The 25,765-nt window shown below is 59.8% G+C and carries 21 protein-coding genes; 12 read left to right on the plus strand and 9 right to left on the minus strand.

Annotated features, from left to right (window positions below; all coding sequences use genetic code 11):
* Window positions 1-119: 119 nt before the first annotated feature.
* Genes LIX00_RS17570 through LIX00_RS17580 form a run of 3 tightly spaced genes read right to left on the minus strand, consistent with a single transcriptional unit; the run spans window position 120 to window position 3,759 of the window.
* Complete coding sequence (locus LIX00_RS17570) at window positions 120-986, minus strand: Nif3-like dinuclear metal center hexameric protein (protein ID WP_227355842.1); 867 nt, start codon at window positions 984-986, stop codon at window positions 120-122.
* A complete protein-coding gene (locus LIX00_RS17575) occupies window positions 983-2,521 on the minus strand; it encodes an alpha-mannosidase (RefSeq protein WP_227355843.1) in 1,539 nt (512 codons plus the stop codon). Before LIX00_RS17575 ends, LIX00_RS17570 begins: the two co-directional genes overlap by 4 nt.
* A complete protein-coding gene (locus LIX00_RS17580) occupies window positions 2,518-3,759 on the minus strand; it encodes a glycoside hydrolase family 38 N-terminal domain-containing protein (protein ID WP_227355844.1) in 1,242 nt (413 codons plus the stop codon). Before LIX00_RS17580 ends, LIX00_RS17575 begins: the two co-directional genes overlap by 4 nt.
* Window positions 3,760-4,383: 624 nt before the next feature.
* Between LIX00_RS17580 and LIX00_RS17585 the strand changes: the two genes are divergently transcribed.
* Window positions 4,384-6,522 carry an FAD-dependent oxidoreductase gene (locus LIX00_RS17585; RefSeq protein ID WP_227355845.1) on the plus strand — a complete coding sequence of 713 codons (2,139 nt, stop codon included), beginning with the start codon at window positions 4,384-4,386 and terminating at the stop codon, window positions 6,520-6,522.
* Window positions 6,523-6,619: 97 nt separating this feature from the next.
* Here the strand turns inward: LIX00_RS17585 and LIX00_RS17590 are convergent, their stop codons facing one another.
* The 3 genes from LIX00_RS17590 to LIX00_RS17600 form a co-directional block, all read right to left on the minus strand.
* Complete coding sequence (locus LIX00_RS17590) at window positions 6,620-8,110, minus strand: amidase (protein WP_227355846.1); 1,491 nt, start codon at window positions 8,108-8,110, stop codon at window positions 6,620-6,622.
* A 12-nt stretch (window positions 8,111-8,122) separates the two neighbouring features.
* Window positions 8,123-9,148, minus strand: a complete 1,026-nt coding sequence (locus LIX00_RS17595; RefSeq protein WP_227355847.1) for a Gfo/Idh/MocA family protein — start codon at window positions 9,146-9,148, stop codon at window positions 8,123-8,125.
* A 71-nt stretch (window positions 9,149-9,219) separates the two neighbouring features.
* A complete protein-coding gene (locus LIX00_RS17600) occupies window positions 9,220-9,663 on the minus strand; it encodes a universal stress protein (RefSeq protein ID WP_227355848.1) in 444 nt (147 codons plus the stop codon).
* 128 nt (window positions 9,664-9,791) lie between these two features.
* Between LIX00_RS17600 and LIX00_RS17605 the strand changes: the two genes are divergently transcribed.
* Window positions 9,792-10,550, plus strand: coding sequence for a ThuA domain-containing protein (locus tag LIX00_RS17605; protein ID WP_227356170.1), 759 nt, complete (start codon window positions 9,792-9,794; stop codon window positions 10,548-10,550).
* A gap of 92 nt (window positions 10,551-10,642) precedes the next feature.
* Here the strand turns inward: LIX00_RS17605 and LIX00_RS17610 are convergent, their stop codons facing one another.
* The gene (locus tag LIX00_RS17610) at window positions 10,643-11,443 is read right to left on the minus strand and encodes a sugar phosphate isomerase/epimerase family protein (protein ID WP_227355849.1); all 801 of its coding nucleotides are present in this window, start codon (window positions 11,441-11,443) and stop codon (window positions 10,643-10,645) included.
* A complete protein-coding gene (locus LIX00_RS17615; RefSeq protein ID WP_227355850.1) occupies window positions 11,379-12,497 on the minus strand; it encodes a Gfo/Idh/MocA family protein in 1,119 nt (372 codons plus the stop codon). The genes LIX00_RS17610 and LIX00_RS17615 overlap by 65 nt, the downstream gene beginning before the upstream one ends.
* 228 nt (window positions 12,498-12,725) lie before the next feature.
* Between LIX00_RS17615 and LIX00_RS17620 the strand changes: the two genes are divergently transcribed.
* The 9 genes from LIX00_RS17620 to LIX00_RS17660 all read left to right on the plus strand — a co-directional run bounded on the left by LIX00_RS17620 (window position 12,726) and on the right by LIX00_RS17660 (window position 24,257).
* The gene (locus tag LIX00_RS17620) at window positions 12,726-14,513 is read left to right on the plus strand and encodes a glycoside hydrolase family 97 protein (RefSeq protein WP_227355851.1); all 1,788 of its coding nucleotides are present in this window, start codon (window positions 12,726-12,728) and stop codon (window positions 14,511-14,513) included.
* Window positions 14,514-14,582: 69 nt separating this feature from the next.
* Window positions 14,583-14,900, plus strand: a complete 318-nt coding sequence (locus LIX00_RS17625; protein ID WP_227355852.1) for a hypothetical protein — start codon at window positions 14,583-14,585, stop codon at window positions 14,898-14,900.
* Between the two features lie 942 nt (window positions 14,901-15,842).
* Window positions 15,843-16,052, plus strand: a complete 210-nt coding sequence (locus tag LIX00_RS17630) for a DUF1450 domain-containing protein (RefSeq protein ID WP_227355853.1) — start codon at window positions 15,843-15,845, stop codon at window positions 16,050-16,052.
* Window positions 16,049-17,581 (plus strand): sulfatase, encoded by a 1,533-nt coding sequence (locus tag LIX00_RS17635; protein ID WP_227355854.1) that lies wholly within the window; start codon window positions 16,049-16,051, stop codon window positions 17,579-17,581. Before LIX00_RS17630 ends, LIX00_RS17635 begins: the two co-directional genes overlap by 4 nt.
* A gap of 315 nt (window positions 17,582-17,896) precedes the next feature.
* Window positions 17,897-19,738 carry an ABC transporter substrate-binding protein gene (locus tag LIX00_RS17640; RefSeq protein ID WP_227355855.1) on the plus strand — a complete coding sequence of 614 codons (1,842 nt, stop codon included), beginning with the start codon at window positions 17,897-17,899 and terminating at the stop codon, window positions 19,736-19,738.
* Between the two features lie 164 nt (window positions 19,739-19,902).
* Window positions 19,903-20,904 carry an ABC transporter permease gene (locus LIX00_RS17645; RefSeq protein ID WP_227355856.1) on the plus strand — a complete coding sequence of 334 codons (1,002 nt, stop codon included), beginning with the start codon at window positions 19,903-19,905 and terminating at the stop codon, window positions 20,902-20,904.
* 19 nt (window positions 20,905-20,923) lie between these two features.
* The gene (locus LIX00_RS17650; protein ID WP_227355857.1) at window positions 20,924-22,039 is read left to right on the plus strand and encodes an ABC transporter permease; all 1,116 of its coding nucleotides are present in this window, start codon (window positions 20,924-20,926) and stop codon (window positions 22,037-22,039) included.
* Window positions 22,036-23,121: an ABC transporter ATP-binding protein gene (locus LIX00_RS17655; RefSeq protein WP_227355858.1), complete on the plus strand. Its 1,086-nt coding sequence runs from the start codon at window positions 22,036-22,038 to the stop codon at window positions 23,119-23,121. The genes LIX00_RS17650 and LIX00_RS17655 overlap by 4 nt, the downstream gene beginning before the upstream one ends.
* The gene (locus tag LIX00_RS17660) at window positions 23,118-24,257 is read left to right on the plus strand and encodes an oligopeptide/dipeptide ABC transporter ATP-binding protein (RefSeq protein WP_227355859.1); all 1,140 of its coding nucleotides are present in this window, start codon (window positions 23,118-23,120) and stop codon (window positions 24,255-24,257) included. Before LIX00_RS17655 ends, LIX00_RS17660 begins: the two co-directional genes overlap by 4 nt.
* An 18-nt stretch (window positions 24,258-24,275) precedes the next feature.
* On the opposite strand, the gene LIX00_RS17665 is transcribed toward LIX00_RS17660, so the two are convergent.
* Window positions 24,276-24,479: a hypothetical protein gene (locus tag LIX00_RS17665; protein WP_227355860.1), complete on the minus strand. Its 204-nt coding sequence runs from the start codon at window positions 24,477-24,479 to the stop codon at window positions 24,276-24,278.
* Between the two features lie 315 nt (window positions 24,480-24,794).
* Here LIX00_RS17665 and LIX00_RS17670 point away from each other — a divergent pair, with 315 nt between their 5' ends.
* Window positions 24,795-25,760 (plus strand): glycoside hydrolase family 20 protein, encoded by a 966-nt coding sequence (locus LIX00_RS17670; RefSeq protein WP_368410759.1) that lies wholly within the window; start codon window positions 24,795-24,797, stop codon window positions 25,758-25,760.
* The last annotated feature ends 5 nt before the right edge of the window (window positions 25,761-25,765 follow it).

A 25,765-nucleotide genomic window follows, 5' to 3' on the forward strand; every position in this document is an offset into this window, starting at 1 on the left:
GCCGATTCCGACTTCCGGTCGGCCCGTTCAAAGCGCCTCGGTTCGACCACTCCGACTCGGCGACCGCCACCCACCGCGGTTTGATTGGCGGCGTTCCACGAGTTCTTCCGACCGCCGTCTCAGTCGTTCGAAGTACTTTCGCTACCCTCCACCAGTTCGAACATGCAGCCCTGCTCGACGTGATGAACCGGCGTACCGGGGAATGCATCGTCGAGGTGTTCGGCGAGCAATTCGATGCTCCGCACCTCACTGGTCGCGTGATTGACGACGACGACCGGCACGTCCGCGTCGACCGCGACGTGCCCGTCCCGCCAGTAGGTGAACCCGTCGTCGGAGCAGACGACCATGTCCGGGTCGTACGCGTCGAACATGTGTCGGAAGGGCGTGATAGCACCAGTGCCGACGACGATTCGCGAGACGGGAGTTTCCCTGTCGCCGAGCAGTTCTACCGCATTCTGACCGACGTCCTGAACCGAACTGGCGATTCCGCGAGCCGCCTCTCTGGCGGTTCGCTCGTCGACTTCGTAAACGCGGTAATAGTCGCCGCTCCCAAACGCTGCGGGCGGCACCGGCATCTCTCCTGCAGTCACTTCATCGGCTTCCGTGAAGTCGAGGTGGTGTCCCCATGCGTCCGGAACGCCGATCTTCGGGTATTGATCCCAGAGGTCGTGGCACCGGAGGATCACGAGGTCGTGTTTCTCGATGAACGCTTGCTTCTCGTCGATCAACTCGACGACGCTTGGCGGATGGTTCTCTCGAATCGGCTCCGCTTCGTGATCGTAGTACGTGCCCTCGTGGGTGACGAAGAGGTTGCAGCCGAGTTCGACGGAGCGTTCGAGGGCCCACGCGTAACTCATCCAGCCGACCGCGACGCCTTCAACCTCTGCGTTCGGGTCGCCTGCCTTGAACGTATCAACCGTGTCGTCCCAGTCCACCCATCCCCCGTCGAGCGACCGCAGGTAGTCGCGAATCTCGCTCGCCTTCATGTTCGCCCCCTAAAGGTGAGACGAACGACGCGCACCGTCCGCGGGTCGATATCGACTACAACGCAGTCGTCGTCCACGTCGAGTGCCGGACCGTCCATCTCTTCGCCTAGCACCCCCACTGCTCGCGCGCCCGTAATTTCGAGCACGCCGGAGGCGACCGTCGCGGTTCGGGCGTCGTCGCTCGCGTTCAATAGACCGACCTCGACCTGGCCATCGAGGGTAGTCTCGTCGGCGACCGCGTCCGGGTCGAGGAAGGCGTCCGCCCTCCCCGCTGGTCGGACGAAGAGCACCAGCACGGGCGGCTCGGGAAGGTCAAACCAGTGGCCGGAACGAGGGAACTTCGGCGATGCTCCCCCCTCCACGAGCGGCTGGGCGAACACGTTCCAGTGATCCGCCTCCGCGCCCGCACGGTGGGCACGCGCCTCGTCGAAGCCACCCTCGTGAGGCCGGAGGTGGTACCGCGCCCTGACGACGCCCGGTTGGTGTGCGCGGAAGTTCGTATTATAGTAGTTCGTCGCAACCCACCCGAGCACCAGCGCCTGGTCAAGCGAGAACTCCTCTCGATTCTTCCCGAAGTGGAAATCACCGAACTGAATGAGGGGATTCAGCGGACATCCCACCGTCATCCCTCGCTCGTCGTTCGACAGTTCCGTCCAGCGCTGGACGGTGTAGAAGTCGCGGTTACAACCCGAAAGCTGGTCTCGCCCGGGCCGCATCGCCTGCCCGCCGACGTCAACGTGCGCTTCTGGGTCTGAGAGCGAAAGAGGAAACGCGAGGTACGTTGAGGACGGATGCGTGCACCGACCCTCCTCCCAGGTCGCCTCGACCACGACGTTGCGACCTTCGTCGGGAACGAACACCCGGAGATCAACGGCACTGTCGAGGCCGGATACCGTCAACGACTGCCGGACATCGTACCCTAGTGGCGTCCGGTAGACTCGGTGGGCGGTGACGCGCTCTGGGCCGTACCGCTCCGCTCGCCAGTCAGGCTGATAGCCCAATCGAGGGGACTCCCACGGTTCTAACCCCCGATCCTCCACGAGCCCCGGAGCCGCATTCCAGAGACCGTTCGGATTGGCGTCCCCAGCCTCCGGAGCGCGAAATAGTTGATCCCGTGGTGCCTCGTGGTTCTCATCTGCCAAGCGCTCTCGGACGACGCCGGCCACCGGGTACTCGGCCGTCTCGTCGACCCACTCGCAGTCAAGGTGTTTATCCCACCATCCGCCGATGCCGCCGCGCTCCCGGTCGAACGTAATTCGGAACGCATCGGTCTCGACGGTTCGCCGTTCGTCGGACGGCCACCCTTCGTTCGACAGTAATTCGTCGACAGGGACGACGGTGTATCCGTTCCCTGGGACTTCGGTTCGGGGAAGCAGGTACGCATTGTCGTTGAACGCCCGGTCTTGCCAGTGTCGGGCAGAAAGTTCGTCATCAGGCTGTCCCCGAGCGTTGATGGCGTACTTCGAGACGGGGCCGGAGACCGTCCGATCCCACGGAAGCGGATTCGCGACGAGAACCCCCGAGTAGTCGGTCATTCGTCCACCTCCTCGGCCACGTGCCGGGTAAGTTCGGCGATGGCGTCGCGCCGCAGTAGGAGACTCGCACTTCGAGCGTCGTAGGCCTGCTTCGCTTTGTGAGTCCACTGACTGCGCGTGTCGTCCGACTCGGCGTGTTCGACTGAGACGTCCGCGCCCCACGTGTGCTCGTCGTACATTGCAATGCTCCACCATGCCTGTTCGCGTCGTCCTGGGGCGCTCCGCCGGATGGGAGACCGTTCGCCTTTGCCACGCCCGGCCGCGGTCAGTGCGGCCTCCAGAGCATCCGCGGTACCGAGTCGGCGTCGGCTCTCGCGGTTGATCGCCGTCTCGCGTGCGCTGGTAATAGAGCCGAAGTTCCAGTAGTCGGTCCAGTCGCCACGGTGGACCGGGAGCGTCACGTCGGAGTCGTCGACGGCGTCCCACCACTCGGATGGCGTCGCAAGTCGCAGCGACGGGAGGTCGCCGCCCGCGACGGCGGGGTCGTCGTTCCACTTGGCGACGAACGAGGGGAGGGTGTCGAACGGCGGGTTGTTGTCGAAAAACGGATGGGTGGTCTGGATCATGAGGATTGGCAGGTCGTAGTCGATGCGGTCTAAGTGGTCCTCGAGTCGCGGCAGCCACCGGGTACGAAGATCATCGGCGTCTCGACCGATGCCCATGTTGTAACCGCCACCGTATTGGAACCCGTTGTAGGTTCGCAGGGTTCGACCGCTCGGACCTTCCCAGCGGAAGGCGAGCGGTCGCTCTAACGGGGCACCGCCCCAATGGCGGTTCACGGCCATGGAGAACCCGTCGATGCCCGCATCGAGCAGACGGTCGACCAGTGGCCAGTTGTGACCGTTTACGTCGCCGTTCATCCCGGTGCGGATCTCGAACCCGTACTCCTCGCGCAGGTGACGCACCGGGCGGAGTGATTCGAGAAGTTCCGACTGGTCGTACAGTGGTGTGAGGTTCCCGAACATCCCCGCCACCTCGATTCGGCCGCGCTCCTCCAACGCACGAAACCGCGCGACATTCTCGTCTGACGCAGTTCGAAGCCAACGCAACAGCGGTGCCGTCGTCTCGACCGTCCATCGAAACGCTTCGGGTTGTGGGCGGTCGATATTCCGTTCCGCCAAATCGATCGCCTTGTCGATGAACCGTCGCTGGAGATCCCAGACGACGGGCTGGTCATGCGTGTATCCGATGTCCGTGTGACAGTGGTGGACGACGAATATCTCGTCGATAGTATTCATCTGAACGATTCGTGTTATCTAAGGGCAAGGTTTTATAGATTCTCTCTCATCGCCGTCGTGTCGGGCGGGCACCTCTTCGATTCTCTCCGCCACCGTTGACGTTCCGTCTCTCACCTGCTTCGTTTCCTCCCTCTATCGGTTGTGGTGTACGGAAAACCGAGAAACACTCCGTCAGAATCTACATTCCTGCTTCACGTGAGCAATTACTATTTTCGAACTGAGTGTACCGCTTGCGATTCTCTTCCCGGACAGCGACGTTGAAGAGACCACTACTGGACTTGCTGAGACGGATGTGGCTACCGTCGAATACTTCGACTGACAGACGGAGCCGGCGGATGTCGCGGTCGAGACGTTCCGCGGTGCGGGTCTCGACGTCGCCGCGACGGGGTTTCCGATGGCAAACCCCTGCACTGACCAATCCCGACCACCGAGACGTCGCCGTCGACGCCCTCAAGTGCTCCGTCGACGAGGCGGCGGCAGTTTGAGGTTCGAAAGATACCATAGAAGGTGAGCTCACGTCCGCCGGAACGGTGTCCGGTCGACCCGTTTTCGGTGTCGAGAAGCATGCGAAATCGATTTGAGGAGAAGGTTTATACGCTCATCTAGACTGCGAGTTAATGTTACATGGTATCGTACGACGTTGCTGTCATCGGTGCGACGCCTGGTGGCGTAATGGCGGCCGTTCACGCCGCCCGCGCCGGTCGGGAGACGTGTCTCGTGGCGCTTAACGACCACCTCGGCGGTATGATGGCCAGCGGGCTAGGCGTAACCGACACGCTGCTCAGTCCGCGGAAAGCGCGGGCTCCGCTATTGGACGAGTTCTTCGAGTGGGTTCGAACGCATTACCGGGAAACCTATGGTGACACGTCGGAGCAGTACCGAAACTGCAATGCGGGACTGTTCTTCGAACCCCACGTCGCCGAAGGGATCTTCGAGGAGATGGTCGACGTGCCGGCACTCACGGTTCGGCGACGACGGTATCCGGTGAGCGCCGAACGAGAGGGCTCGCGCGTCCGGTGTGTCACCCTCGAATCATTCGCCGACGAGCCGTCCGTGCTGGTCGATGCGTCGGTGTTCATCGATGCGACCTACGAGGGAGACCTCGCCGCCATCGCTGGCATCCCCTACCGGGTGGGTCGGGAGTCCCGCGAGGAGTACGGTGAACGCTTCGCTGGACGGGTCTTCGTCGACACCGAAAACGACGCCTCGCTGCGACCGGGAACCACCGGCGAGGGCGACGACGCGGTTCAATCGTACAACTACCGATTGTGCCTGTGTAGCGACCCGGACAACCGGCGCAATCCCGAGAAGCCGGACGGCTACGACCGACGGGAGTACCTCTGGATCGTAAAATCGTGGGAGGAGATGGTGGCGTACCTCGACGAACGAGGTATCGAAGACGGAATGGCGGCGGGCCTCCGCTCTCGGACGTCGGACGCCCTAGCAGACGCCATGACACGGTGGATGGAAGGCGATGGGCCGCCGGATGTCGGCGACGAGAACCGGTGGACGCGGCTGGAAGACGATCCCTATCGTCCCGTCGACCCAATCGAGACCGAATCGCTCCCCTGCCCGGCCCAGACGTCGCTACTCGAGCGTTCTGGAACAGAACTGCTGGGGCTGTTTCAGGGCGGCGACTTCGAATGGGGGAAGCTTCCGAACGACAAACACGATCTGAACACCTGCGACCTCGTGGGAGAATCCGACGCTTACCCCGAGGCCGATTGGGACGAGCGCGAAGAGATTGCAAAGCGCCACCGCGACTACGTCATCGGGTTCCTCTACTTCCTCCAGAACGACGACGCGGTTCCCTCGCGATTGCAGGAACGAGCTCGCAAGTGGGGGCTGGCGGCAGACGAGTTTGAGGACAACGATAACGTTCCGTTCCAGCTCTACGTCCGCGAAGCGCGCCGGATCAAAGGGCGGGAAACCTTCACAGAGCATGACGCCCTCCTGGCGGAGGGGCTTGACCGCGCGCCGATCAACGAGACCGCGGTCGCCATCGCCGAGTATCCGCTTGACGCTCACGACGTTCGACCGGTTCGTCGAACCGGTACGACCGCAGACGGTCGATTCTTCCTGACCGAGCTGACGGTTCCTTCCCAGATTCCCTACGGATGCATTGTCCCCGAAGACGCCGACAACCTCCTCGTCCCTATGGCGATATCCGCGAGTCACGTCGGCTTTCAGACAATTCGGCTGGAGCCGACGTGGATCCAACTCGGAGAGGTGGCAGGCATCGCCGCGGCCGAGTCGCTCGAACGCGGTACCGTCCCAGGCACGCTCGATCCGACCGACTTACAGCGTCGGCTCGTGGAGGTCGGGAACACGCTCGCGTTCTTCGCCGACTTCGACGCGAAAACCGATGAAGCGTGGGTGCCGGCCGTCCAGTTCCTCGCCACGAAAGGGTTCTTCCGTGGATACGAAGCCCGACCGGAGGCCCCACTGGACGAGAACACGGCCGAAGTATGGGCACGTTCGACCGCTACGCTTCTCGCGAACGCCCCGGACGACTCCACTCGAGATGCGACCGAACGTGCACGCGTTCTCCCTTCGACGCCCGGTAATAACGTCGAGAGCGCCCGAGAATTCATCGACGACGTTCGACAAGCGTGTAAGGGAAGAGGAATGCGGATTATTTCCGATGACTGCTCGCCTCGCACCGCGGCGGACGATTGTGGTCTGAGTGGTGCGGACGAGCTCTCACGGGGTGACGCCTGCCGAATCGTCTACCGCCTTCTAACTAGTACGGACTCCGCGTGACCCTGTGGATACGCCCGTTTCTGCAAAGCACGTTGTTGTAGCAGGAAGCCCACCCTCAAACGCGAGGGCGTCAGCCCGAGCGGTAGGGTGGGGTAGTTCACGCGTTCCGCTTGTACTCGTACGCCACATCGAGGAGTGTCCCGTCGTCGTGCCAGGCGCCCACGAGTTGCATCCCGACGGGGAGGTTTTCCACTTCCCCACAAGGAACGCTCAGTGCCGGATGACCGGTTACGTTCGCGGGCGTGAGCGAGCCGTTCGGCGAGGGCATATCCTCGTTACCGAACGCTCCGAGTTCGAGCGCCGTTGTCGGCGTCGAGGGCGCGACCAGCACGTCCACCTCAGTAAACACCTCGTCGACGACCTCGGTGAGAGCGGTTCGAAGGTTCTGTGCTCGGGCGTAGTGGCGCGCGCCATGGTTGTACAGCAGGTGCGCACCGAGGAGGATGACCTCCTTCGGAACCGTCCCGATGTCGGCGCTCGACCCGCGACGAACCCGCTCGAACCCGGCGGTCAGGCTCTCGATGCTGGCGCGGCGTCGCCAGAGTCCGACGTCGTTGGTCAGGTACGCGGCGGCAAACTCCACGGGCCCGATACCCCACCACGCTGCCCCGACGTGTTCGAGTTCAGGAATCTCGACCGACGTCACGCTAGCGCCGAGCGATTCAAGGTCGGCGACCGCATCGCGCACCGTCGCGGCGACCGCGTCGGTCGCAAACCCTTCGAAATAGTTCTCGAGGACGCCCACGGTCACGTCGCCGAGGTCGGTTCCGATATCGGTCGCAAACGACCGATTCCCCTCGTTCGTTATCCGTTTACCGCCTGGAGCATCAGCGATGACGTCCATCGCCTTCGCCGCCGTCTCGACGTCCACGGCCATCGGGCCGATGTCTTCGAGCGAGTCGCCCTGCGTAAAGAATCCGCGCTTCGGGACGCGTCCGTGCGTGGGTTTCAAGCCAACGACGCCGCAGTAACTCGCCGGGATACGGATACTGCCGCCCGTGTCGGAGCCGAGGGCGAAGTCCACATCGCCCGCAGCGACGGCGGCTCCGCTTCCGCCCGACGAGCCGCCTGCCACGTGATTCGGATCGACGGGATTGGTCGACGGACCGTACGCGCTGCTCTCCGAGGTCGGTCCCATCGCCATCTCGTCGAGGTTCGTCTTTCCCCGCAGACGCGCCCCCGCCTCGAGGAGTCGGTCGACGACCGTCGCGTGTTCGCCGGGGACGATTCCTTCGAACCCGTGCGAGGCGTTCGTCGTCTCGACGCCGTGGACGGCGATGTTATCTTTCACTCCGACGCGAACGCCGGCGAGGACTCCGCTCGCATCGTCGCGCTCCAGTTCGAACCTCGTTATCCAAGCATTGTACGGGTTATCGTCGGTCGGCGGGCGGTACGGTGATGTGATGAACGTGTCACCGTCTCCACCCCGGTCTCTGAGCGAATCTATCGGGGTCGTTTCCAGCGTCTCGTAGATGTCCACGTCTGAGTATCCGGCGGCGGACTTCGCCTCGCCCTCGGTGAGTTCCATCCCGATACGCTCGGCGAGCACCTCCGCCTCCGCTTCGGAGAAGTGTCTGTACTTGCTCATCGTCTTCCAGTGTCAGTAGTCAAGGTCGACATCAACCAGTTCTCCGGACCAGGCGGACTCGTAGGCCGCTTCGGTCACCGCCGTCGACAGCAGGCCATCGTGAACGGTGGCCGGCGGTTCGCTGTCGGTTTCGATAGCTTCGATGAAGGCATCAGCTTTCGGGAGTTCCGAACCGAGATTGATGTTCGGCGTGTGGATGTCGCCATCGGTATCGACCGTGCGGAACCTCCGCGGGTTCCACTCGTGACCATCGATGAGCGTCGCGCCGTCATCGCCCCAGAACCGGTACGTCTCGCTCACGCGCGGCGCGTCCCCCGAGACGGCGATGGACGCGACGCTATCGTTCTCGAACTGGACGGTAAGCCCCGCTTGGATATCGACCCGTTCCTCGTCGTCGTGGAACGTCATCTGTGCGGTTACCGAAGACGGCGTCTCGTCCATCACCCACAGCACCGCGTCGACGACGTGACTCCCCGAATCGTACAACTGCCCGCCGCCGCTCAATTCCGGGTTGGCCTTCCAGGACCCGCCGACGGCGTTGATCCAGTCTTGGGTGATTTCGGCGGTGACGAACTCAGGACTCGTATCGCGCTCATTCCAGTATTCGCGGGCTGTCCGGAAGGAAGTGTCGAGGTGTCGTTGATAACCGAGCATCACGGTTCGATCCGACTGTTCGACCCGATGGGCGAGATCCTTCGCGTCGTCGAGCGACGTACACAGCGGCTTCTCACAGAGGACGTGGAGGTCGTATTCCAATCCGGCGACGATCTGTTCGTGGTGGAGGCCGTGTGGCGTCGTTATCACCAACCCGTCGAGATCCTCGTCCTCTAACATTAGCTCGTAGTCCTCGTACTGCGATCCTTCGGAAACATCAAGTTCGTCCCCCGCCTCGGCAAGGATATCCGGATTTAGCTCGGCGATTGCGCTAACCGTCGCCCGGTCGTGGCGGAGGAACTCTCGTCCCATCGCCTTTCCGAGAAAGCCAGTTCCGATAATTCCCGCACGAAACGGTACGTCGGCTGAGTACGTGCTCTCCATGCTACAGTTCACCAATATCGTACGGTGTGTTAAACGTTTTTACTCTGCAGCAAACGGTCGACTAACTCACCTCATCCAGTTCGAACGACGACGGAACCGTCGAAATTGAGAATGATCGACTGCGTGTCGTCGCCGAAAAGCGCCTTCCCCGTTGGTGACCGCTCCCGACCGGTGACGAACACGTAGTCGCAGTCGTGCTTGCGCGCCGTCGACAGTATCTCGTCGCGCTTCTCTCCGAGAGCACCGACTGACGTGACAGACACGTCCAGATCGCTCAGCAGTTCCTGAGCGAGATTGGCCGCGTACTGCCGCGCACCCTCGAGGGCCGTCTCGACGCCGTACACCGATGTTTCAGTCACTTCAGCGAGCTGGTCTTGATTGTCGTTGAATTCCTCTTCAGTCGTTACGTGCAGGATTACAACTTCGGCGTCGACGCCAGCCGCGAGTTCGCCCGCTTCTCGAACCATCTCCTTCGAGCGCTCGTCCAGATCGACGACCGCTAGTGCTCGTTCCATATCTCCGCTCTAGCGTGTCCGCACTTATTTCTTGCCGAATGAGCGATTACGCAATGAGGTGGATCGCGTATACACATCACTCGGTGATAGATATCTTTTTGCATGCCGACGAACCCTGTTGGGGTACGATGGTTCAGGTTACCGTATGGAACGAACATCGTAGCGAGACGAAACATGAACGCGGACGCGAACTCTACCCGGACGGGATTCACGCCGAACTCGCCGCGATCCTCGAAGACGAAGGTCACGACGTGCGCACGGCAACGCTCGACGAACCCGAACACGGATTGACGGACGAGGTTCTCGAAACGACAGACGTCATGCTTTGGTGGGGCCACGAGGCTCACAACGAGGTCGACGACGCCATCGTCGAGAAAGTGAAGGAACGAGTACTTGACGGGATGGGTCTCTTGGTGCTGCATTCTGGCCATTACGCGAAAATATTCAGGGAACTCATGGGAACGACCGGTTCGCTGAAGTGGCGCGACACGAGCCTAACGGACGGCGAGCGCGAACGTGTCTGGTTCGTCGAGCCGGGGCATCCCATCGCCGACGGGCTCGACGATGAGTATATCGAGATTCCGCAAGCGGAGATGTACGGGGAGCGCTTCGACATCCCGGCGCCAGACACACTCGTCACCATCAGTTGGTTTGAAGGCGGCGAGGTATTCCGCTCTGGTTGTTGCTACCAACGCGGCGAAGGCCGCGTGTTCTACTTCCGGCCGGGCCACGAGACGTATCCGGTATACAAACAAGATGACGTCCGCACGGTCATCGCTAACGCGGTCAATTGGGCAGCTCCCGACGACGGTCCAAATCCGGAGTTCGCCGATCAGCGCGATCCGCTCGAGGATATCGAGGACGGACTTCCGCCCGAACACCGGTAGGAAGGGCACAGCGCAGCGCTGTGCCAGATCTATCCTTGTGAATAGTCGGTTTCGCTTCGAGAAGCCGAGTTATCAGATGAGGGAAGGCTGTTTCACCGGCTCAGGAAGTTGTCCAACTGCTCAGCACCGGTGCGAAGTGAGTCGAATGGGTCGTCGGGCTCGTCGTGCTCGTAAATGAACCACTCCGTCCCTGCCTCGACGGCGGCGTCGATGCACGCGGCGAGATCTACGTCGCCCTCGCCAATCTCCGCGGGACACCCGTCGTTGAGGTGGACGTCCTTGATGTGGACGAGCGGACATTGACCCTCGAGCGTCGATAGGAGGTCGACGGGGTCCCGTCCACCCTCACGAGCCCAGCCAACATCGAGCTCGTAATTAACGGACAAGGGCGTGAGATCGATCAGACGGTCGAATGCGGTTCGGCTGTCGACATCGACGAATTCGTGAGCGTGATTGTGATAGAACAATCGGCAGTCGTCGGCCCTAAGTCGGGCGGCGATCTCCGCGAGATACAACGCCGTCGACTCGACCGTGTCGACGGACTCGAAGTGGGCGTCGTCGAGATACGGAATGATGACCGATTCACAGCCGAGGCTCTCGACCGCGTCGGTCACCGCGTTAACGTCCTCATCGAGGCGCTCGTGACTGACGTGGACACCGGCACAAGCAATCCCATAGTCGTCGAGTACGTCCGCAAATGCGGCAGGGTCGTCGGGAAGCCCCGCGAGTTCGACACCGTCGTAACCCGCGTCGGCGACGCGTTCTGCGAGTTCAGGGAACGGTTCGTCGACGTTTCGTACGGTGAACAACTGGATAGCAGTGTGCATCTCAGTCCTGTGAGAGCGGTTCTTCGACCGCGATATCGTTCGAATCGAACCGGACAGGCCGACCACCGTGTTCGCTCGACCGGTAGATACCCTCGATGACGCGTTGGACCGTGAGCGCCTCTTCGATGGTGCTGATGCTCGGCGGAGTGCCTGACGTCACGGCACCGAGGAAGCACTCGGTCTGTGCTTCCTTGCGATTTTGGTCGGGGACGGTCACCGTCGAGTCGACGTGCTGTTCGACGCCGACGTTCCGCGTCTCGTGAAGCGTCAGCGCGTTCTCCGGCTTGTCGAGTTCGGCACCAGCGTCGGTGCCGCGTAATGCGATGGTCTCCTCTTCGTTACCGTTCGTCGCCCACGCGATGTCGAAGGTGATCGTTTGACCCTCAGCCGTTTGAATCATCGCCGTTGCTGAGTCCTCGACGTCGAAACTCGGAGTATCATCGGAATCTTCGCCCCACATCTCGAGGTACTTGTAGTCATCGCGATGGCCGAACTCCCGTCGCGTGACGCCGGAGACTTGTGTCACCTCCGGGTCGCCGAGGACGTAGAGCGTCAGGTCGATGATGTGGACACCGATGTCGATGAGCGCTCCCCCGCCCGCGACGTTCTTCGACGTGAACCACGACCCGCGACCCGGAACGCCGCGTCGGCGGATATAGTTCGTTTCGACGCTAGTCACGTCGCCCAAATCGCCGCGTTCGACGTACGCCCGGAGCGCGGTGGCAGCGTTCATGAACCGGTTATGGAATCCGACCATCCCGAAGGCGTTGGACGATTCGGCCGCCTCTGCGATGCGCTCTGCGCTCTCCAACGAATGCGCGAGCGGTTTCTCCAGTAATAAGTCGATGTCTGCCTCGAACGCGGCCACGGCGGCCGACTCGTGGAACTTGTTCGGAGTCGATACGATAACGGCATCGAGATCTTCGGTCTCGAACAGTGCCTCGTGCGAACCGTGAGTGTCGATACCCCACTTCTCCTCGTAGTGCTCCCGTGCGTCCTGTGACACGTCGGCACCCGCGACGACTTCGCAACCGGCGTTCTGGACGAGTTCCGTGTGCCAGTGGCCCATCGAACCGAGTCCGACGATACCGACATCAACTAGCTTGGTACTGTCTCCCATTTCAACATCTGACGTATTTGGACACACACACGTATATGTTGTGATATCGCTGATAGAGGGTACGACCGCCGCCGCTGCTTCCGTATCGTATGATTTTTGACCGTCCTTTGCCAACCTGCGGTACGACTCAAGTAAACATGCCCCACAGCACGCCCAACAGTCGTAATCGCGGAGCGAGAACTGTACGGACGCGACTCCGCCGAGAACGCGGCGGAGGACACTGATTCAATGCGCGTCGAGAGCCCCGACGGTTCGGTCGTGACCGAGTTCGGATTAACCGACCAAGGGCAACCAACGCTCGTCGTCCACTCGGCCGAAACGACCGTAGTCGAGCGGTCGCCGCTCGGCCTTCGGACGTTCGAGGAATCGTTCGTTGACGGTCTTTCGATCAAGCACCGAGAGCGGCGGATGGTGGAGACGAAGTACGAGACGCCCGCAGGCAAGCGACGAATGCACCATTCGCTGGCGAACGAGGCAACTGTAATGCTCGTCAACACCAACGACGCGGTTATCCGCGTTGATCTTCGAGTTTCCACCGACGGGGCGGCCTACCGGTATCGGCTTCCCGGCTGTAACTCCGTTCTGGTAACCGACGAGGAGAGCGCTTTTCGCCTCCCTGAGGGTGCGAGGGGTTGGCTGATGCCGTTCGAGAAGAAGCACGAAGACGTATGGCGATCCACCGCGCCAACAGAGGCGGACGGCCAGTACAGTTTCCCGTCGCTATTCGAAGTAGACGACCGGTGGGTGCTCCTGACCGAGGCGGGCGTCGACGGACGATACGTCGCGTCCCGGTTCGAGACTGAGACGGAAGAATCGCTGTTTCGTGTTCGCTTCCCGGATTCGGAAAACCACCGAATGACGACCGAGACGCAGGACGTGAGCACGACGCGACCACTCGCGACGCCGTGGCGCGTCGCGATCGTGGGCGATCTCGCGACAGTCGTGGAATCAGATCTCGTAACTGACGTCATCGACGCGCCGTCCTACGGGAACGACCCATGCCGAATCGCGGACACGTCATGGATCGAACCGGGGCGCGTCGCGTGGTCGTGGTGGTCCGACGGCGGCAGTCCGGGTGACCGCGAGACCCAACGCGAGTACGTCGACTACGCGAGCGAACGCGGTTGGGAGTACGTTCTCGTCGACGAGGGATGGGAACGAGAATGGTTGTCCGGTCTCGTCGAGTACGCGAACGAACGAGATGTCGACGTACTGGTCTGGTCGCGGTGGTCCGACCTCGACACCCCGGCCAAGCGCGACGTGCGTCTTTCGAGGTGGAAGGCCTGGGGCGTCGCCGGCGTCAAAGTGGACTTCATGAACTCCGACACGCAGGAGATGATGCGGTTCTACGACGACCTGGCCGCGGCGACCGCCGATCACGAGCTACTCTTAAACGTCCACGGCTCTATCACCCCGAAGGGACTGCGCCGACGGTGGCCGCACTTGCTCACCTACGAAGGGGTCTTCGGCGCGGAGAATTATCACCCGGTGCCGAAGACGGTGCCGCCAGAGCACAACGTCATCCTCCCATTCACTCGAAACGTGCTCGGACCGATGGATTACACGCCCGTTACGTTCTCCGCGGAGACGCGAACCACGACGGTCGGCCACGAACTCGCGCTTTCGACCGTCTTCGAAACCGGTCTCCAGCACTTCGCCGACAGCGTGGAGAGTTACGCGGCCCAACCACTGGCCGAGGAGTTCCTCGAAGCCGTTCCCGTCGCGTGGGACGAAACTCGGTTCGTAGGAGGCTACCCCGGTACCGAAGCCACCGTCGCGCGACGGCGCGGCGACAGCTGGTTCCTCGGAACCATCACGGCCGGTGAACCATCCACCGTCGACGTGGCGTGCAACTTCCTCGACGAGAACGGGACGTACCGCGTCGAAGTGTTCCGGGACGACGACACTGGGGAATCGCTCGCCTACGACGAGCGCGAGCTATCGCACGAGGACACGTTCTCGATCGACGTCTCGGAGAACGGTGGATTCGCCGCAGTCTTCCGGTTACAGGGATGAGTCTTGGGTGATCCCTCCCGATAATTCGACCGAGGCACATAGGTTTAATTCGATCCAGCACAAACGGGTATGACAGAGATGGACACAGGAAACGAACCGACTCGTTCCGGAATCGGCGACAGCGTCCGGAATTACATCGACAATCACCGTCTGTTAACCTACTTCGTCGTAATTGAGGCGCTTCTCGTGTTCAGCGCCTGGTACCTCGACACGTGGGTGTCGTTCGTTCTGACCAAGAGCGGCGACGATATCTCTGACATCGCGGCGGGCCTGCTTGGCGCATGGGCGGTGATATTCGCCCTTATTGGGCTCGTCGGCGCCTGCCTGATCGTCTCGTCGCGTCTCTGGTTGCGGGTCGGTCGGAGTATCGGAAGAGGATCGGCCTGAGGTTCGATGGAAAGTTCTGAAGCATACCGCATTTCTGTATAAAAGAGTGAGCGACGACTGCCGTTTTGAAAACGGCATCGCTAACCCTGACGGAGAGAAGAACGCCACCGCGTTAGTCGAGGACCACCGTCACGGAAGCGGTTCGGCGCCAGCTTATAATTGATCCTAGTCTAACGACCGATATCCGGTTCTCGTTCACTATCAGCAAATTCGAATGTAAACCTGAGTTCCACGCGGAGAGGGGCAAGAATCGTTCATCAGTCCGTTTTCTTGATTTTCATAGCAATGGTCGACGTTGTCTTGCGTTCAGACTAAATGAACACTCCCTCGTCGTCACTATCGGGAGCTTCCGTACGTGACGATATTTCGGATATCGCACCGATGATAGCGACCGTCGAAGGAACCGATTACAGTCCTAAATCTGTAATAGCTTCGCAATCTCGATTCCGCGGCAAGCTAGCGTTTGTCACGGGTTCGCTCTACGAGGGAGATTCGAAGACTAAACGGAGTGCCATTACAAATATAGAACTGTAATCATCGTGGGAATTCAGCTCCCAGAGCAGTCAGACAGCCATAACAGTCGTTCACCTAGTCTGAACAGTAGCAAGCACGCGTCGCGTTGTTCTTATCGATCTACCATCAATGAAATAACTCATCGGCGAGCTAATTACGCCGTAAAATTGGTGTTTTTTCGTACGATTCTTGAATGAAGAACTCATTTGTGGAATTCAGCAAGGGGAAGTCCGAGACGGAAAACGTTCCGAGCAAACGGCGACCGGAGCGGAAAGCAAACTCTCTTACCGCGAATCGACTCGCCGAGCGCGCACGGAGCGAGACGGAGGGCGATAGCACCGTCGTCGTAGGTGCGGTCGTACGGAGTTACGACCGCACCACGTCGCTCGTTTGCACACATTGATTGTGGATGCCGAGAAACGGGGTGACATGGCACGGTACGTGGAGTATTGTCGCACCAACGTGAGCGAAGACCTCCGAGAGTCGCTCGCACGCCTCGATGAGACGGTCGTCGAGAAGTGCTGCCTGCGTCGGTGCGGTGTCTGTCGTGCGAAATCGTTCTTGGTAGTCGACGGTGAACCGCGGTGCGGTGAGAGCCACACCACCCTCATCGAGAACCTACCGGAGGAGAGCGAATGAAGCTCCTGTTCATCTCCGTCGATAGTCTCCGTTGGGATTTCCTCGACACGTACGACACGACCGCCCACGTGGACGTGAAGACGCCGAACCTCGACCGATTCGCGGAGCGCGCGGCAGTTTTCGAGAATCACTATGCTGGAAGTCTTCCGTGCATGCCCGCGCGGCGCGAGTGGCTGACGGGCACACAGGAGTTCCTCTGGCGTCCGTGGGGGCCTATCGAGCCGTTCGACGCAACGATTCCGCGGGCACTCCGAGACGAGGGGGTAATCACGGAACTGATCACGGATCACTACCACTACTTCCAGCACGGTAGCGACGGCTACTACGAGGACTTCAACGGATTCGAGTTCGTTCGCGGTCACGAGTACGACGCTTGGAAGACAGCGCCGAAAATCCCCCAGAATCACGTCCATAATCAACTCGGCTTTTCGGTTCCGGACGACCCGCTCGGGTTCGGCTACCTAAATCCGGTGCAGTATCCCCGGAACGTCGACGGTTTCGAGAGAGAAGAAGACTTCTTCGCGCCGAAAGTGTTCTCACAGACGGAAGAATGGCTAGCCCGTAACGAGGAGTGGGACGAGTGGTTCTGCTACGTCGACAGCTTCGACGTCCACGAGCCGTTTCACGTTCCGGAGCCGTACGCTTCGATGTACACCGACGAAGACGCCCGCAACCAGGAGCTCACTTTCTGGCCCCCTTACGGCCGGATCGACCGCGGTGAAAGCGAACTCTCCGAATCCGAACTGGCGTTCGTCCGATCGCAGTTCGCCGGCAAGCTCACGATGACCGACCGCTGGTTCGGGCGAGTCTTGGACGCCCTTGACGATGGCGATTTGTGGGACGAGACGATGGTCGTCGTGACGTCGGACCACGGCTACTATCTCGGTGACCACGGTTGGAGCGGGAAACCGTTCGAAGCTCCGCTGTACGACGTGCTCGCGCACACGCCCCTATTCGTTTGGCACCCCGACGCGGAACGAACCGGTGACCGAATCAAGGCGCTGACAGCCGCAGTCGATCTCAACGCGACGCTCCTCGATGCGTTCGGCGTCGTCGATGCCGCCGGCCCACACGGTCGGAGTTTCATGCCGCTCCTCCGAGGCGAGCGCGATGCGCATCGCGATTGGGCTATCTACGGTTACTGGGGATCCAGCGTCAACGTCACCGATGGTCGGTACACGTATCTCCATCCCTGCGACGACGAGGTGGACAGCCGATGCCACTCGACCAGGATGATGAATCCACACTCCTGGTTCACACCGTCAAAACCCCGTCACGACGCCGAGTCAGGCAAGTTTCTTCCGTACGCGGAGACGCTCGTCTGGCGCTACGACGCCCCCTCGTACTCGCGCCACGACGACCCGCTCCTGTTCGACACGACCGCAGATCCGCGGCAGAAGAACGATATCGCCGCCGAGTCGGACGACGCCCGACGGATGCGAAAGTTGCTGGTAACGGCTTTCGAAGAGTTAAACGCGCCCCGCCGCCAGTACGATCGCCTCGGCTTGCCCGTCGACAGTGCGGGGTAAGGGAGCAAAGTCGACCTCGTCCTCGAACGGTCGATTTACTTCGATACCCTGTACGATGGCGGCGAGATGGCCGTTCGGGCAGTGTTTTCGTCGACGAGACCGATAGAAGCAGTCGTTCCGACGAGTACGGGGGAACCGCTCGTAAGCTGAATATTCGAAACCGACCGAGGACGTTCGACGATGCGATCGACGCTCGTGGGAATCCTCGCCCTAAAAGGCGGGGAGGAGGTCACCGTTATTCTAAGTATCGGTGGGAGCTCAATGTTGATGAACATACAATAACTTTTTCACACAGTATTTCTATTGTGGGAGAGAATGCGAGACGATAGTCAACAAAGTGGGCAGTTCAAGGGTAGCTGGGCGTCCCGTCGGCGATTCATCCAAGCCGCCGGCGGTGCGGCCGGCATCACCGGACTCGCCGGCTGCCAAGGCGATACAAGTGACTCGGGGAAGAACGGTGGAAGTACCACAGCATCGGGGAACGGACAGTCGTCCGGCCAACCTGTCGACCCGAAGCTCACGCTGGATTCGCTCGGAGTGCCTGCGAGCGACGTCCAGTGGAACGAGTTCAACTTCTCGAACTATAAGTGGATGGTGCAGGCGCATATCATGGATCCGTTCGCGGTCTGGGATCCTGCCAACAGTGAATTTGTGGGATTACTCGCGAAAGACTGGACGGTCGATACGAAAAACCAAAAACTCCAGGTCAAACTCAACAAGGACTATAAGTGGCACGACGGAAAGAAAACCGTCCGCCCGGTCACTGCCAAGGACGTATATACCCACTTCCAGATGGAGCAACACATGGGGTGGTCTTCGTCCGAGTATACGAAGGAAATCAAGGAAGTCGACAAACACACTGTCGAATTTATACTGAAAGGAGGATACGAGAACAAGGATTTCATTAGATTCAACCTTCTGACAAATGTACTGTCCCACGGTCTCCCACAATACCGCGAGTGGGTTCAAAAATTCGACAAGGCAGGAAGTCAGAAGGCGAAAGACAAGTTTTCGCAGAAACTTAGCGAGGTCAGCATCCCGACTGAGGAGATGTATTCATACGGTCCATTCGCCGCAAAGGATGCCTCACGACAAAATCTCACATGCGTCAAAAATCCTGGCCACCCGGCTGCTGACAAAATCAACTTCCCAAAACTCGTATTCCGCTACGTCGGAAGTGAACAGAAGTTATGGCAGTCACTTTCGAACGGTCAACTCGACGGCCACGTACGGATGAACGTTCCGAAGGACGTACGATCTGGCTTCCCGAGTCACGTCGAACGCACGACGGTTTCTAGCCTGGGTGGTCTATCGCTTGCGTTCACATGGAAAGACGACGTGGTCAGCGATCCACGCGTCCGTCAGGCTATCGGGTACGTCATCGACAGGCAGACCGTCGCGGAGAATGCGGGTGCAGATACTCACCAGCCCGTCACCCTCAACACCGGATTGGCAACGAAGTACAACGACGATTATCTCGATTCGAGCAAGTACATCAAATACGACAAAAATCATCAGAAGGCCACTCGACTCCTCAAAGACGCTGGCTTTACGAAGAACGGAAAGCAGTGGATGACCCCCAGTGGGAAGGAATTCGGTCCCGACATTAAAACCGGGACAACCGGAGGGCCTGACCTACTTGCCCTTCAGACCGTCACCAGTCAGCTCAAACAGTTCGGTATTGACACGCAGCTCCGAACAATGGAAGCAACATCGTTCGAGGAGAACATCTGGAATCAAGGTGACTTCCGCATCGCCTCCGCTGGATGGGGCGCGGATTATCCGCAGCCGTATGCTTGGTACAACAATACGTTCGTCGAGAATCGCGATAAGACAGGTATGCCAAGCGAGATATCGACTCCTCCGGTCGGCGAACCCAACGGACCACAGGGCAGTCTGACGATGAACCTTGACACTGCCGTCAACAACCTGACTAAATTCAACGGCGAGAAGCTCAAAAAGCAAACTCGCGAACTCGCCTGGGCGTATGACTTCCTGGTACCTCAGCTCCAGATATACGAGTCGCGCGACCAAACATGGTTCTCGAACGACGATTGGAACTACCCGTCGCTTGATAGCGATATCATGCAACGAAGGTTCTATACGCCGTTCCATTACATACTGAAGACGGGCAAGTTCACCGCGAAGACGAAGTAGTGAATTCTTTGTCGCTAGCTTGTCTCTACCAATCATCGTTCGTCGGTTCGGATGAACGATCCAATTCCTAGTGTTTAATTTCGACTGCGTCGAAAACGATATCCCAGTTGCCTAAAGAGGCGATTACCGTAGGTTTTACAACCTCGGGTTGCAACTAAGATGGTATGCGATGGCTTGCCAAAAGAATCGGGCAGGCGATTTTTACCCTCTGGGCGATAGTGACGATTTCGTTCGTACTCATCCGCTTTCTGCCCGGGGGACCAATCGACTACCTAGTTGTGCAGCTAAAGAAAAAAAAGATACCAGAGTCGATAATCGATAATTACGTCGAGAATTACATCAGTTTCCAGCCGGATCAACCCCTTTGGGTGCAGTACATCGACTACGTGAGTTCCGTCTTACAAGGGGACCTTGGCCAGGCTTACTTCCAAGATGGAATGGTGTTCGACATCCTCGCGCAGGCATTACCGTGGACTATCTTCCTCGCGGCTATCGCGACGTTCGTGACGACGGTGGTCGGTATCGCCTTCGGCGGGTTCATGGCGTACACAGAAGGGAGCAAATTTGACTCGGGTGTGACCCTCTTTTCGACCGTGGCGGGCGGCATTCCGTACTACATACTGGCCATCACACTCGTCTATCTGTTCGGTTACCGCTGGCAGATGTTCCCGACGGGGGGGCAAGTCGACCCCAGCCTTGTAGCGGGATTCAACTGGCCATACGTCAAAAGCGTATTGTATCACGCCGTGCTTCCGCTCCTGTCGACAACGCTCGTCGGTTGGGGTGGTGTGGCGCTCTCGATGCGCGGCAACAGCATCAGTATCCTCGGCGAGGACTACATCCGTGTTGCCCGACTGCGTGGTCTCTCTCGACGACGGATTGCACTTCGGTACGTCGCACGAAACGCAATGTTGCCGATGTACACCGGCATCCTATTGTCGATCGCGTTCATGCTCGGCGGGTCGGTGATCCTAGAGCAGATCTTTGCGTATCCCGGTATCGGTTTATACCTGTTCAAGGCGGTGGTTTCGTCTGATTATCCGCTCATGATGGGCGGGCTCATCATGATCTCGACGGCAGTGGTAATCGGTGTTCTGGTCGCCGATCTCACGTACAGCAAGATCGACCCGCGTGCGTCGAGTGAGGGAGAACGCGAGTCCTACTAAATCTCTTAAGAATAATACCATGGCATCACAACAATCGGACGGCGAAAGGATGGTGGACGAACTTCCGTTCAACACAACCGCAGATACGACGATATCGCGCCAGGAGGAACTCCGGCGAACCATAGACATGACGCTGGTTGCCCCATTCCGCGTTTTGTGGAGCGATTGGCGCGCCAGGGTCGGTTTCGTTATCGTCATGTTCTACGTTTTGATGGGAACTCTCGGAGTAATGGTAAACCCCACCCCGTATACGGGGATGGGTGATCGCTATCTTCAACCGTTTCACGACGGCTGGTTCACGCTCCAATCCGTATCGATTGGCGGCGTAACGCTTCCGCTCGATCCGCAGTTTCATCTCGTGTTAGGGACTGACGCGCTCGGACAAGGGATATGGTCGCAGGTCGTCCACGCAACCCCGGCGATGATAGAGATGATCCTCGCGGGCGCCGTGTTCTCCACGGTTGTCGCAACCATTTTCGGCACGCTCGCGGGCTACAAAGGCGGCCTCACCGACCGATCCATCATGACGCTGTCCGATATCACGATGACGATACCCGGGCTCCCACTGGTGATTATCATCGCCGCTGCTCTCCAGCCAAAGGATCCGTATCTGATAGGCCTGATCCTCGGCATCAACAACTGGGCCGGACTGTGCCGCGCCGTTCGTTCGCAGGTGCTTAGCGTTCGAGAACGGAACTTCGTTGAGGCCTCCCGTGCGATGGGGCTATCGACACCGCGAATTCTCGCAGACGATATCATTCCCGATCTCATGTCGTACATCTCGATCCATTTCGTGCGGGCGGCGCGCGGAATCGTCTTCGAATCCGTCGCGCTGTACTATCTCGGTATCCTCCCGTTCACGACGTTGAACTGGGGGGTGATGATGAATCTCGCGTACAATACTTCCGGTGCGTTGTACACGTGGAAGTCCGCCCACTGGATCTTCATTCCAATGTTCACCATCACGGTGCTTTCGGTAGGGTTGATCCTGTTCTCACAGGGGATGGATCGAATCTTTAACCCCCGCGTTCGTGCACGACACGTGAAGTCCGTGTCCAGCGCCGAACCAGACGAAGACGGGGAAGCGTCGAGTCCGATGACGACCGTCGCGCAGACGGAGGTACAAGATAAATGACGGCACACGATTCACTGGCTGACACGACCGACCGATCGACGGACAGAGACGTGATTTTCGAGGTGCGCAACACGAGCGTCACGTTCGACATGGAGCGGGGCGAGTCTCGGGTGATGGACAACGTCTCTCTCGACATCTACCGCGATGAGATACTGGGTGTCGTGGGAGAGTCGGGGTCGGGAAAATCGATGTTCGCCTCGGCACTTCTCGATGCAGTGGTGCGACCGGGGAAACTCACCGGCGAGATAACTTATTATCCAGAAGAAGGGGAGAAGATCGACCTTCTCGACCTCAACGAGCGCGAACTCAAACGTCTCCGGTGGGAAGAAATTTCGATGGTATTCCAAGGGGCGATGAGTTCGTTCAATCCCACGATGAAAATACGGAAACACTTCGAGGAGACGCTCGACGCTCACGGCCAGGATCGCGAAACCGGACTCGACCACGCCCGCGAGCTGCTCTCCGATTTGTACCTGGAACCGGAGCGAGTGCTCGATTCGTATCCGCACGAACTATCCGGCGGAATGCAACAGCGCGCACTCATCGCCCTCTCGCTCGTACTCAAACCAAGCGTACTGGTGATGGATGAACCGACCGCCGCACTCGACCTCCTCATGCAGCGGTCGATTCTCACCTTATTGGAGAATCTACAGGAGAAGTACGACCTGACGGTGGTGTTCATCACACACGACCTACCGCTCGTAGCTGGCCTCGCTAACCGTCTCGCCGTCATGTACGCCTTCGAGTTCGTCGAAATCGGCCCGAGTGACGAAATCGTTCGGAACGCAGCTCACCCATATACCAGGGCGCTCCTAAAGGCGGTGCCGAACCTCGACGCGCCGCTGGACGAGATGCGTCCGATAGAGGGGTCCGCGCCGGACCCGGTAAACGTGCCGACCGGCTGTACGTATCACCCCCGATGTCCCCTCGCTACGAACGAGTGCGTTCAGAACGACCCGGATTACTACGACATTACCGTCGACCATCAGGCCGCCTGTCACCACTGGGAGAAGTCGTTCGAGGAGATTCCGTACTCGGTGAGCAGCGCGACTGACGGAGACGCGGAGGTCGAGTCGGAATGAGCGGAGCCAACCCACCACTACTCCGGTTGGAGGACGTCGAGGTACACTTCGAGCAAAAGCAAGGGATCCTCGACCGGTTCGTCGGAAAGCGCGACGAAAACGCCGTCAAGGCCGTCGACGGGGTGTCGCTCGATATCGAGGAGAACGATGTGGTCGCCCTCGTCGGCGAATCCGGTTGCGGGAAAACGACCCTCGGCAAGACCGCGATCGGCCTGCAGCGCCCGACGGCCGGCTCGGTGAAATACCGGGGCCAGGACATCTGGGAGGCAAAGGATCGCAAGAATGCCGAGATTCCGTACAAGGATATCCGCCGGTCGCTACAGATCATACATCAGGACCCCGGCAGTTCGCTCAATCCGAACAAAACGATTATGAAGAGTCTGCAGGCGCCGTTGAAGAAATGGCAGCCGAGTTTGAGTTCCGAGGATCGACGGGCACGCGTCCTCGGAATGCTCGAACACGTCGGTATGGTGCCGCCCGACGACTACGCGAACCGATTCCCCCACCAGTTGAGCGGCGGCGAGAAACAGCGAACCGCGCTGGTGCGGGCCTTACTGATGAACCCGGACGTCATCCTCGCCGACGAGGCGGTGTCAGCACTCGACGTCTCCCTGCGCGTCGAGACGATGGATCTCTTGCTCGACCTACAGGACGAGTTCGACACGTCGTTCATCTTCGTCTCTCACAACCTCTCGAACGCGCGGTACCTCGCCCAGAAATCCGGCGGGCGCATCGGCGTGATGTACCTCGGACGGCTAGTCGAGATCGGATCGGCCGAAGAGTTGCTCCAAAACCCGCGTCATCCCTACACAAAGGTGCTGCGGTGGTCGACGGCTGAACTCGACCCGGACAAGGCGGAGGTCGGCGACCCCCCTGTTCGAACCGTCGACATCCCCGACCCGTCGAACCCCCCATCCGGGTGCCGGTTTCACACTCGATGTCCGAAGGCACATGAGACGTGCGTCCGCGAAGATCCGAATCTCGTCAGCCATCCCGACGACGCGGACGCCCACGTCGCCTCCTGTTTCCGACAGTTCCCGGAGGACGAACACGAGTACTGGAACAGTCCTCCACTGGAAGGCGTCGAGAACGCCGAATACTCGCTTCCGAGCGACGACCGAGGAAGCGACGGATAACACCAAACGACGCCATTACTACCTGGGCTCTCGCGGATCCAGTCCTCGCCAGTCGACGTATAACAGTACGCTGACTATCAGAAGTGTCATCAGGATGATACCGAGGCTCAACACCGAAACGACGTAGGCACCCGTCCCGGGTTCGACCGCGGTGAACGCGATCGCCAACAACACGAGAAACACCATTTCCACACCGAAGATGACGCGGAAGAGGTGGCGCATAGGCCACCATCACGCTAGATGGTAAAGAACATGCCGACACGACGGCACCACGTCCGTGGAAACCGCGGCGAACGGGGTGGGACCGAAATCGGCGTATCGGGGGAGACGACGAGGAACGCCGGATTCCGGAAATCCGATCGTCGTCAGACGACCCTCGATTTTCGACAACGCCGTCTCCTCACCTCCGCGCTCCTCGTCCGGTCCGAGCGGGCCGCCAGACCCTTCGAGGCTGGGCCTTCGCGTTCGCATTCAGATAGATACTTATGGCATTGTTGGAACCACGATAACATGGAACGTGGAGCGAGTTATTTCGGTGTGAGGGACCTCCGTCACGTCGAGAACGACCTCGATAGATTCGCGGACGAGGGATTGAACGCGATACTGCACACGTACAGCGAACGCGACCAGACTTTTTACGAGGAGACGATGGCGGACATCGTCGCCGCGAGCAACGACCGCGGGTTCACGACGTACGTCAATCCGTGGGGCGTCGGAAAAGTGTTCGGCGGCGAAGCGTTCTCCCAGTTCATCGCAAAACATCCGGAGACCCGCCAGCGTATCGTCGGCGGTTCCAAGGAACACGCCGCGTGCTTCAATAACCCCGGATTCCGGGCGTTCGTACGCGAATGGACCGAATCCGCCGTCGGGCTAAATCCGGATGTTATCTTCTGGGACGAACCGCACTGGATCCTCCCGGAGTGGTTCGACGACGACCAACCGGACGACGCGTGGGTCTGCCGGTGTGCCCACTGTCGAGAGCGCTACCGCCGAGAGCACGACAGGCCGATGCCCGTCTCGGAGGACGACACCGTCCGCCAGTTTCGTGAAGACTCGCTACTCGACTTCCTCGACGAACAGATGGCGATCGTCGACGAAGCAGGGGTGGATAACGCGGTATGTCTCGTCCCCGTCTCCGATGCAGACCACGGTATCACGGATTGGGAGCGCCTCACGGCAAACGACCACATCGACCTCATCTCGACCGATCCGTATTGGGGGCTGTTCGCCGACGACGACGTCGAGGGGTTCGTCCGCGAATCCGTCGAACGCGTAACCGACCTGGCGAACGCGAACGACCTCCGCAGTCAGATCTGGATCCAAGGATTCGGCCTCGACGATGAGGAGGAAACGTACGAACACATCCGGACGGCGACTCAGGGTTCGGTCGAGGGCGGTGTGGACAGCGTGTTCATGTGGGGGTACGACGGCTGTCGTTCCATCTCATCCATCGCCTCCGAGAACCCCGACGCGGTTTGGCAGACGTACCTAGATGCGTTGTAGGCGCC

It is taken from the genome of Haladaptatus salinisoli, from assembly GCF_020614375.1.
GTDB classification, from domain to species: Archaea; Halobacteriota; Halobacteria; order Halobacteriales; family Haladaptataceae; genus Haladaptatus; species Haladaptatus salinisoli.

Excerpts from the sequence above, each read along its gene's own strand:
- LIX00_RS17570 (WP_227355842.1), bottom strand. The coding sequence starts at position 986 with ATGAAGGCGAGCGAGATTCGCGACTACCTGCGGTCGCTCGACGGGGGA.
- LIX00_RS17575 (WP_227355843.1), bottom strand. The coding sequence starts at position 2,521 with ATGACCGACTACTCGGGGGTTCTCGTCGCGAATCCGCTTCCGTGGGAT.
- LIX00_RS17580 (WP_227355844.1), bottom strand. The coding sequence starts at position 3,759 with ATGAATACTATCGACGAGATATTCGTCGTCCACCACTGTCACACGGAC.
- LIX00_RS17585 (WP_227355845.1), top strand. The coding sequence starts at position 4,384 with ATGGTATCGTACGACGTTGCTGTCATCGGTGCGACGCCTGGTGGCGTA.
- LIX00_RS17590 (WP_227355846.1), bottom strand. The coding sequence starts at position 8,110 with ATGAGCAAGTACAGACACTTCTCCGAAGCGGAGGCGGAGGTGCTCGCC.
- LIX00_RS17595 (WP_227355847.1), bottom strand. The coding sequence starts at position 9,148 with ATGGAGAGCACGTACTCAGCCGACGTACCGTTTCGTGCGGGAATTATC.
- LIX00_RS17600 (WP_227355848.1), bottom strand. The coding sequence starts at position 9,663 with ATGGAACGAGCACTAGCGGTCGTCGATCTGGACGAGCGCTCGAAGGAG.
- LIX00_RS17605 (WP_227356170.1), top strand. The coding sequence starts at position 9,792 with ATGGTTCAGGTTACCGTATGGAACGAACATCGTAGCGAGACGAAACAT.
- LIX00_RS17615 (WP_227355850.1), bottom strand. The coding sequence starts at position 12,497 with ATGGGAGACAGTACCAAGCTAGTTGATGTCGGTATCGTCGGACTCGGT.
- LIX00_RS17620 (WP_227355851.1), top strand. The coding sequence starts at position 12,726 with ATGCGCGTCGAGAGCCCCGACGGTTCGGTCGTGACCGAGTTCGGATTA.
- LIX00_RS17625 (WP_227355852.1), top strand. The coding sequence starts at position 14,583 with ATGACAGAGATGGACACAGGAAACGAACCGACTCGTTCCGGAATCGGC.
- LIX00_RS17630 (WP_227355853.1), top strand. The coding sequence starts at position 15,843 with ATGGCACGGTACGTGGAGTATTGTCGCACCAACGTGAGCGAAGACCTC.
- LIX00_RS17635 (WP_227355854.1), top strand. The coding sequence starts at position 16,049 with ATGAAGCTCCTGTTCATCTCCGTCGATAGTCTCCGTTGGGATTTCCTC.
- LIX00_RS17640 (WP_227355855.1), top strand. The coding sequence starts at position 17,897 with ATGCGAGACGATAGTCAACAAAGTGGGCAGTTCAAGGGTAGCTGGGCG.
- LIX00_RS17645 (WP_227355856.1), top strand. The coding sequence starts at position 19,903 with ATGCGATGGCTTGCCAAAAGAATCGGGCAGGCGATTTTTACCCTCTGG.
- LIX00_RS17650 (WP_227355857.1), top strand. The coding sequence starts at position 20,924 with ATGGCATCACAACAATCGGACGGCGAAAGGATGGTGGACGAACTTCCG.
- LIX00_RS17655 (WP_227355858.1), top strand. The coding sequence starts at position 22,036 with ATGACGGCACACGATTCACTGGCTGACACGACCGACCGATCGACGGAC.
- LIX00_RS17660 (WP_227355859.1), top strand. The coding sequence starts at position 23,118 with ATGAGCGGAGCCAACCCACCACTACTCCGGTTGGAGGACGTCGAGGTA.
- LIX00_RS17665 (WP_227355860.1), bottom strand. The coding sequence starts at position 24,479 with ATGCGCCACCTCTTCCGCGTCATCTTCGGTGTGGAAATGGTGTTTCTC.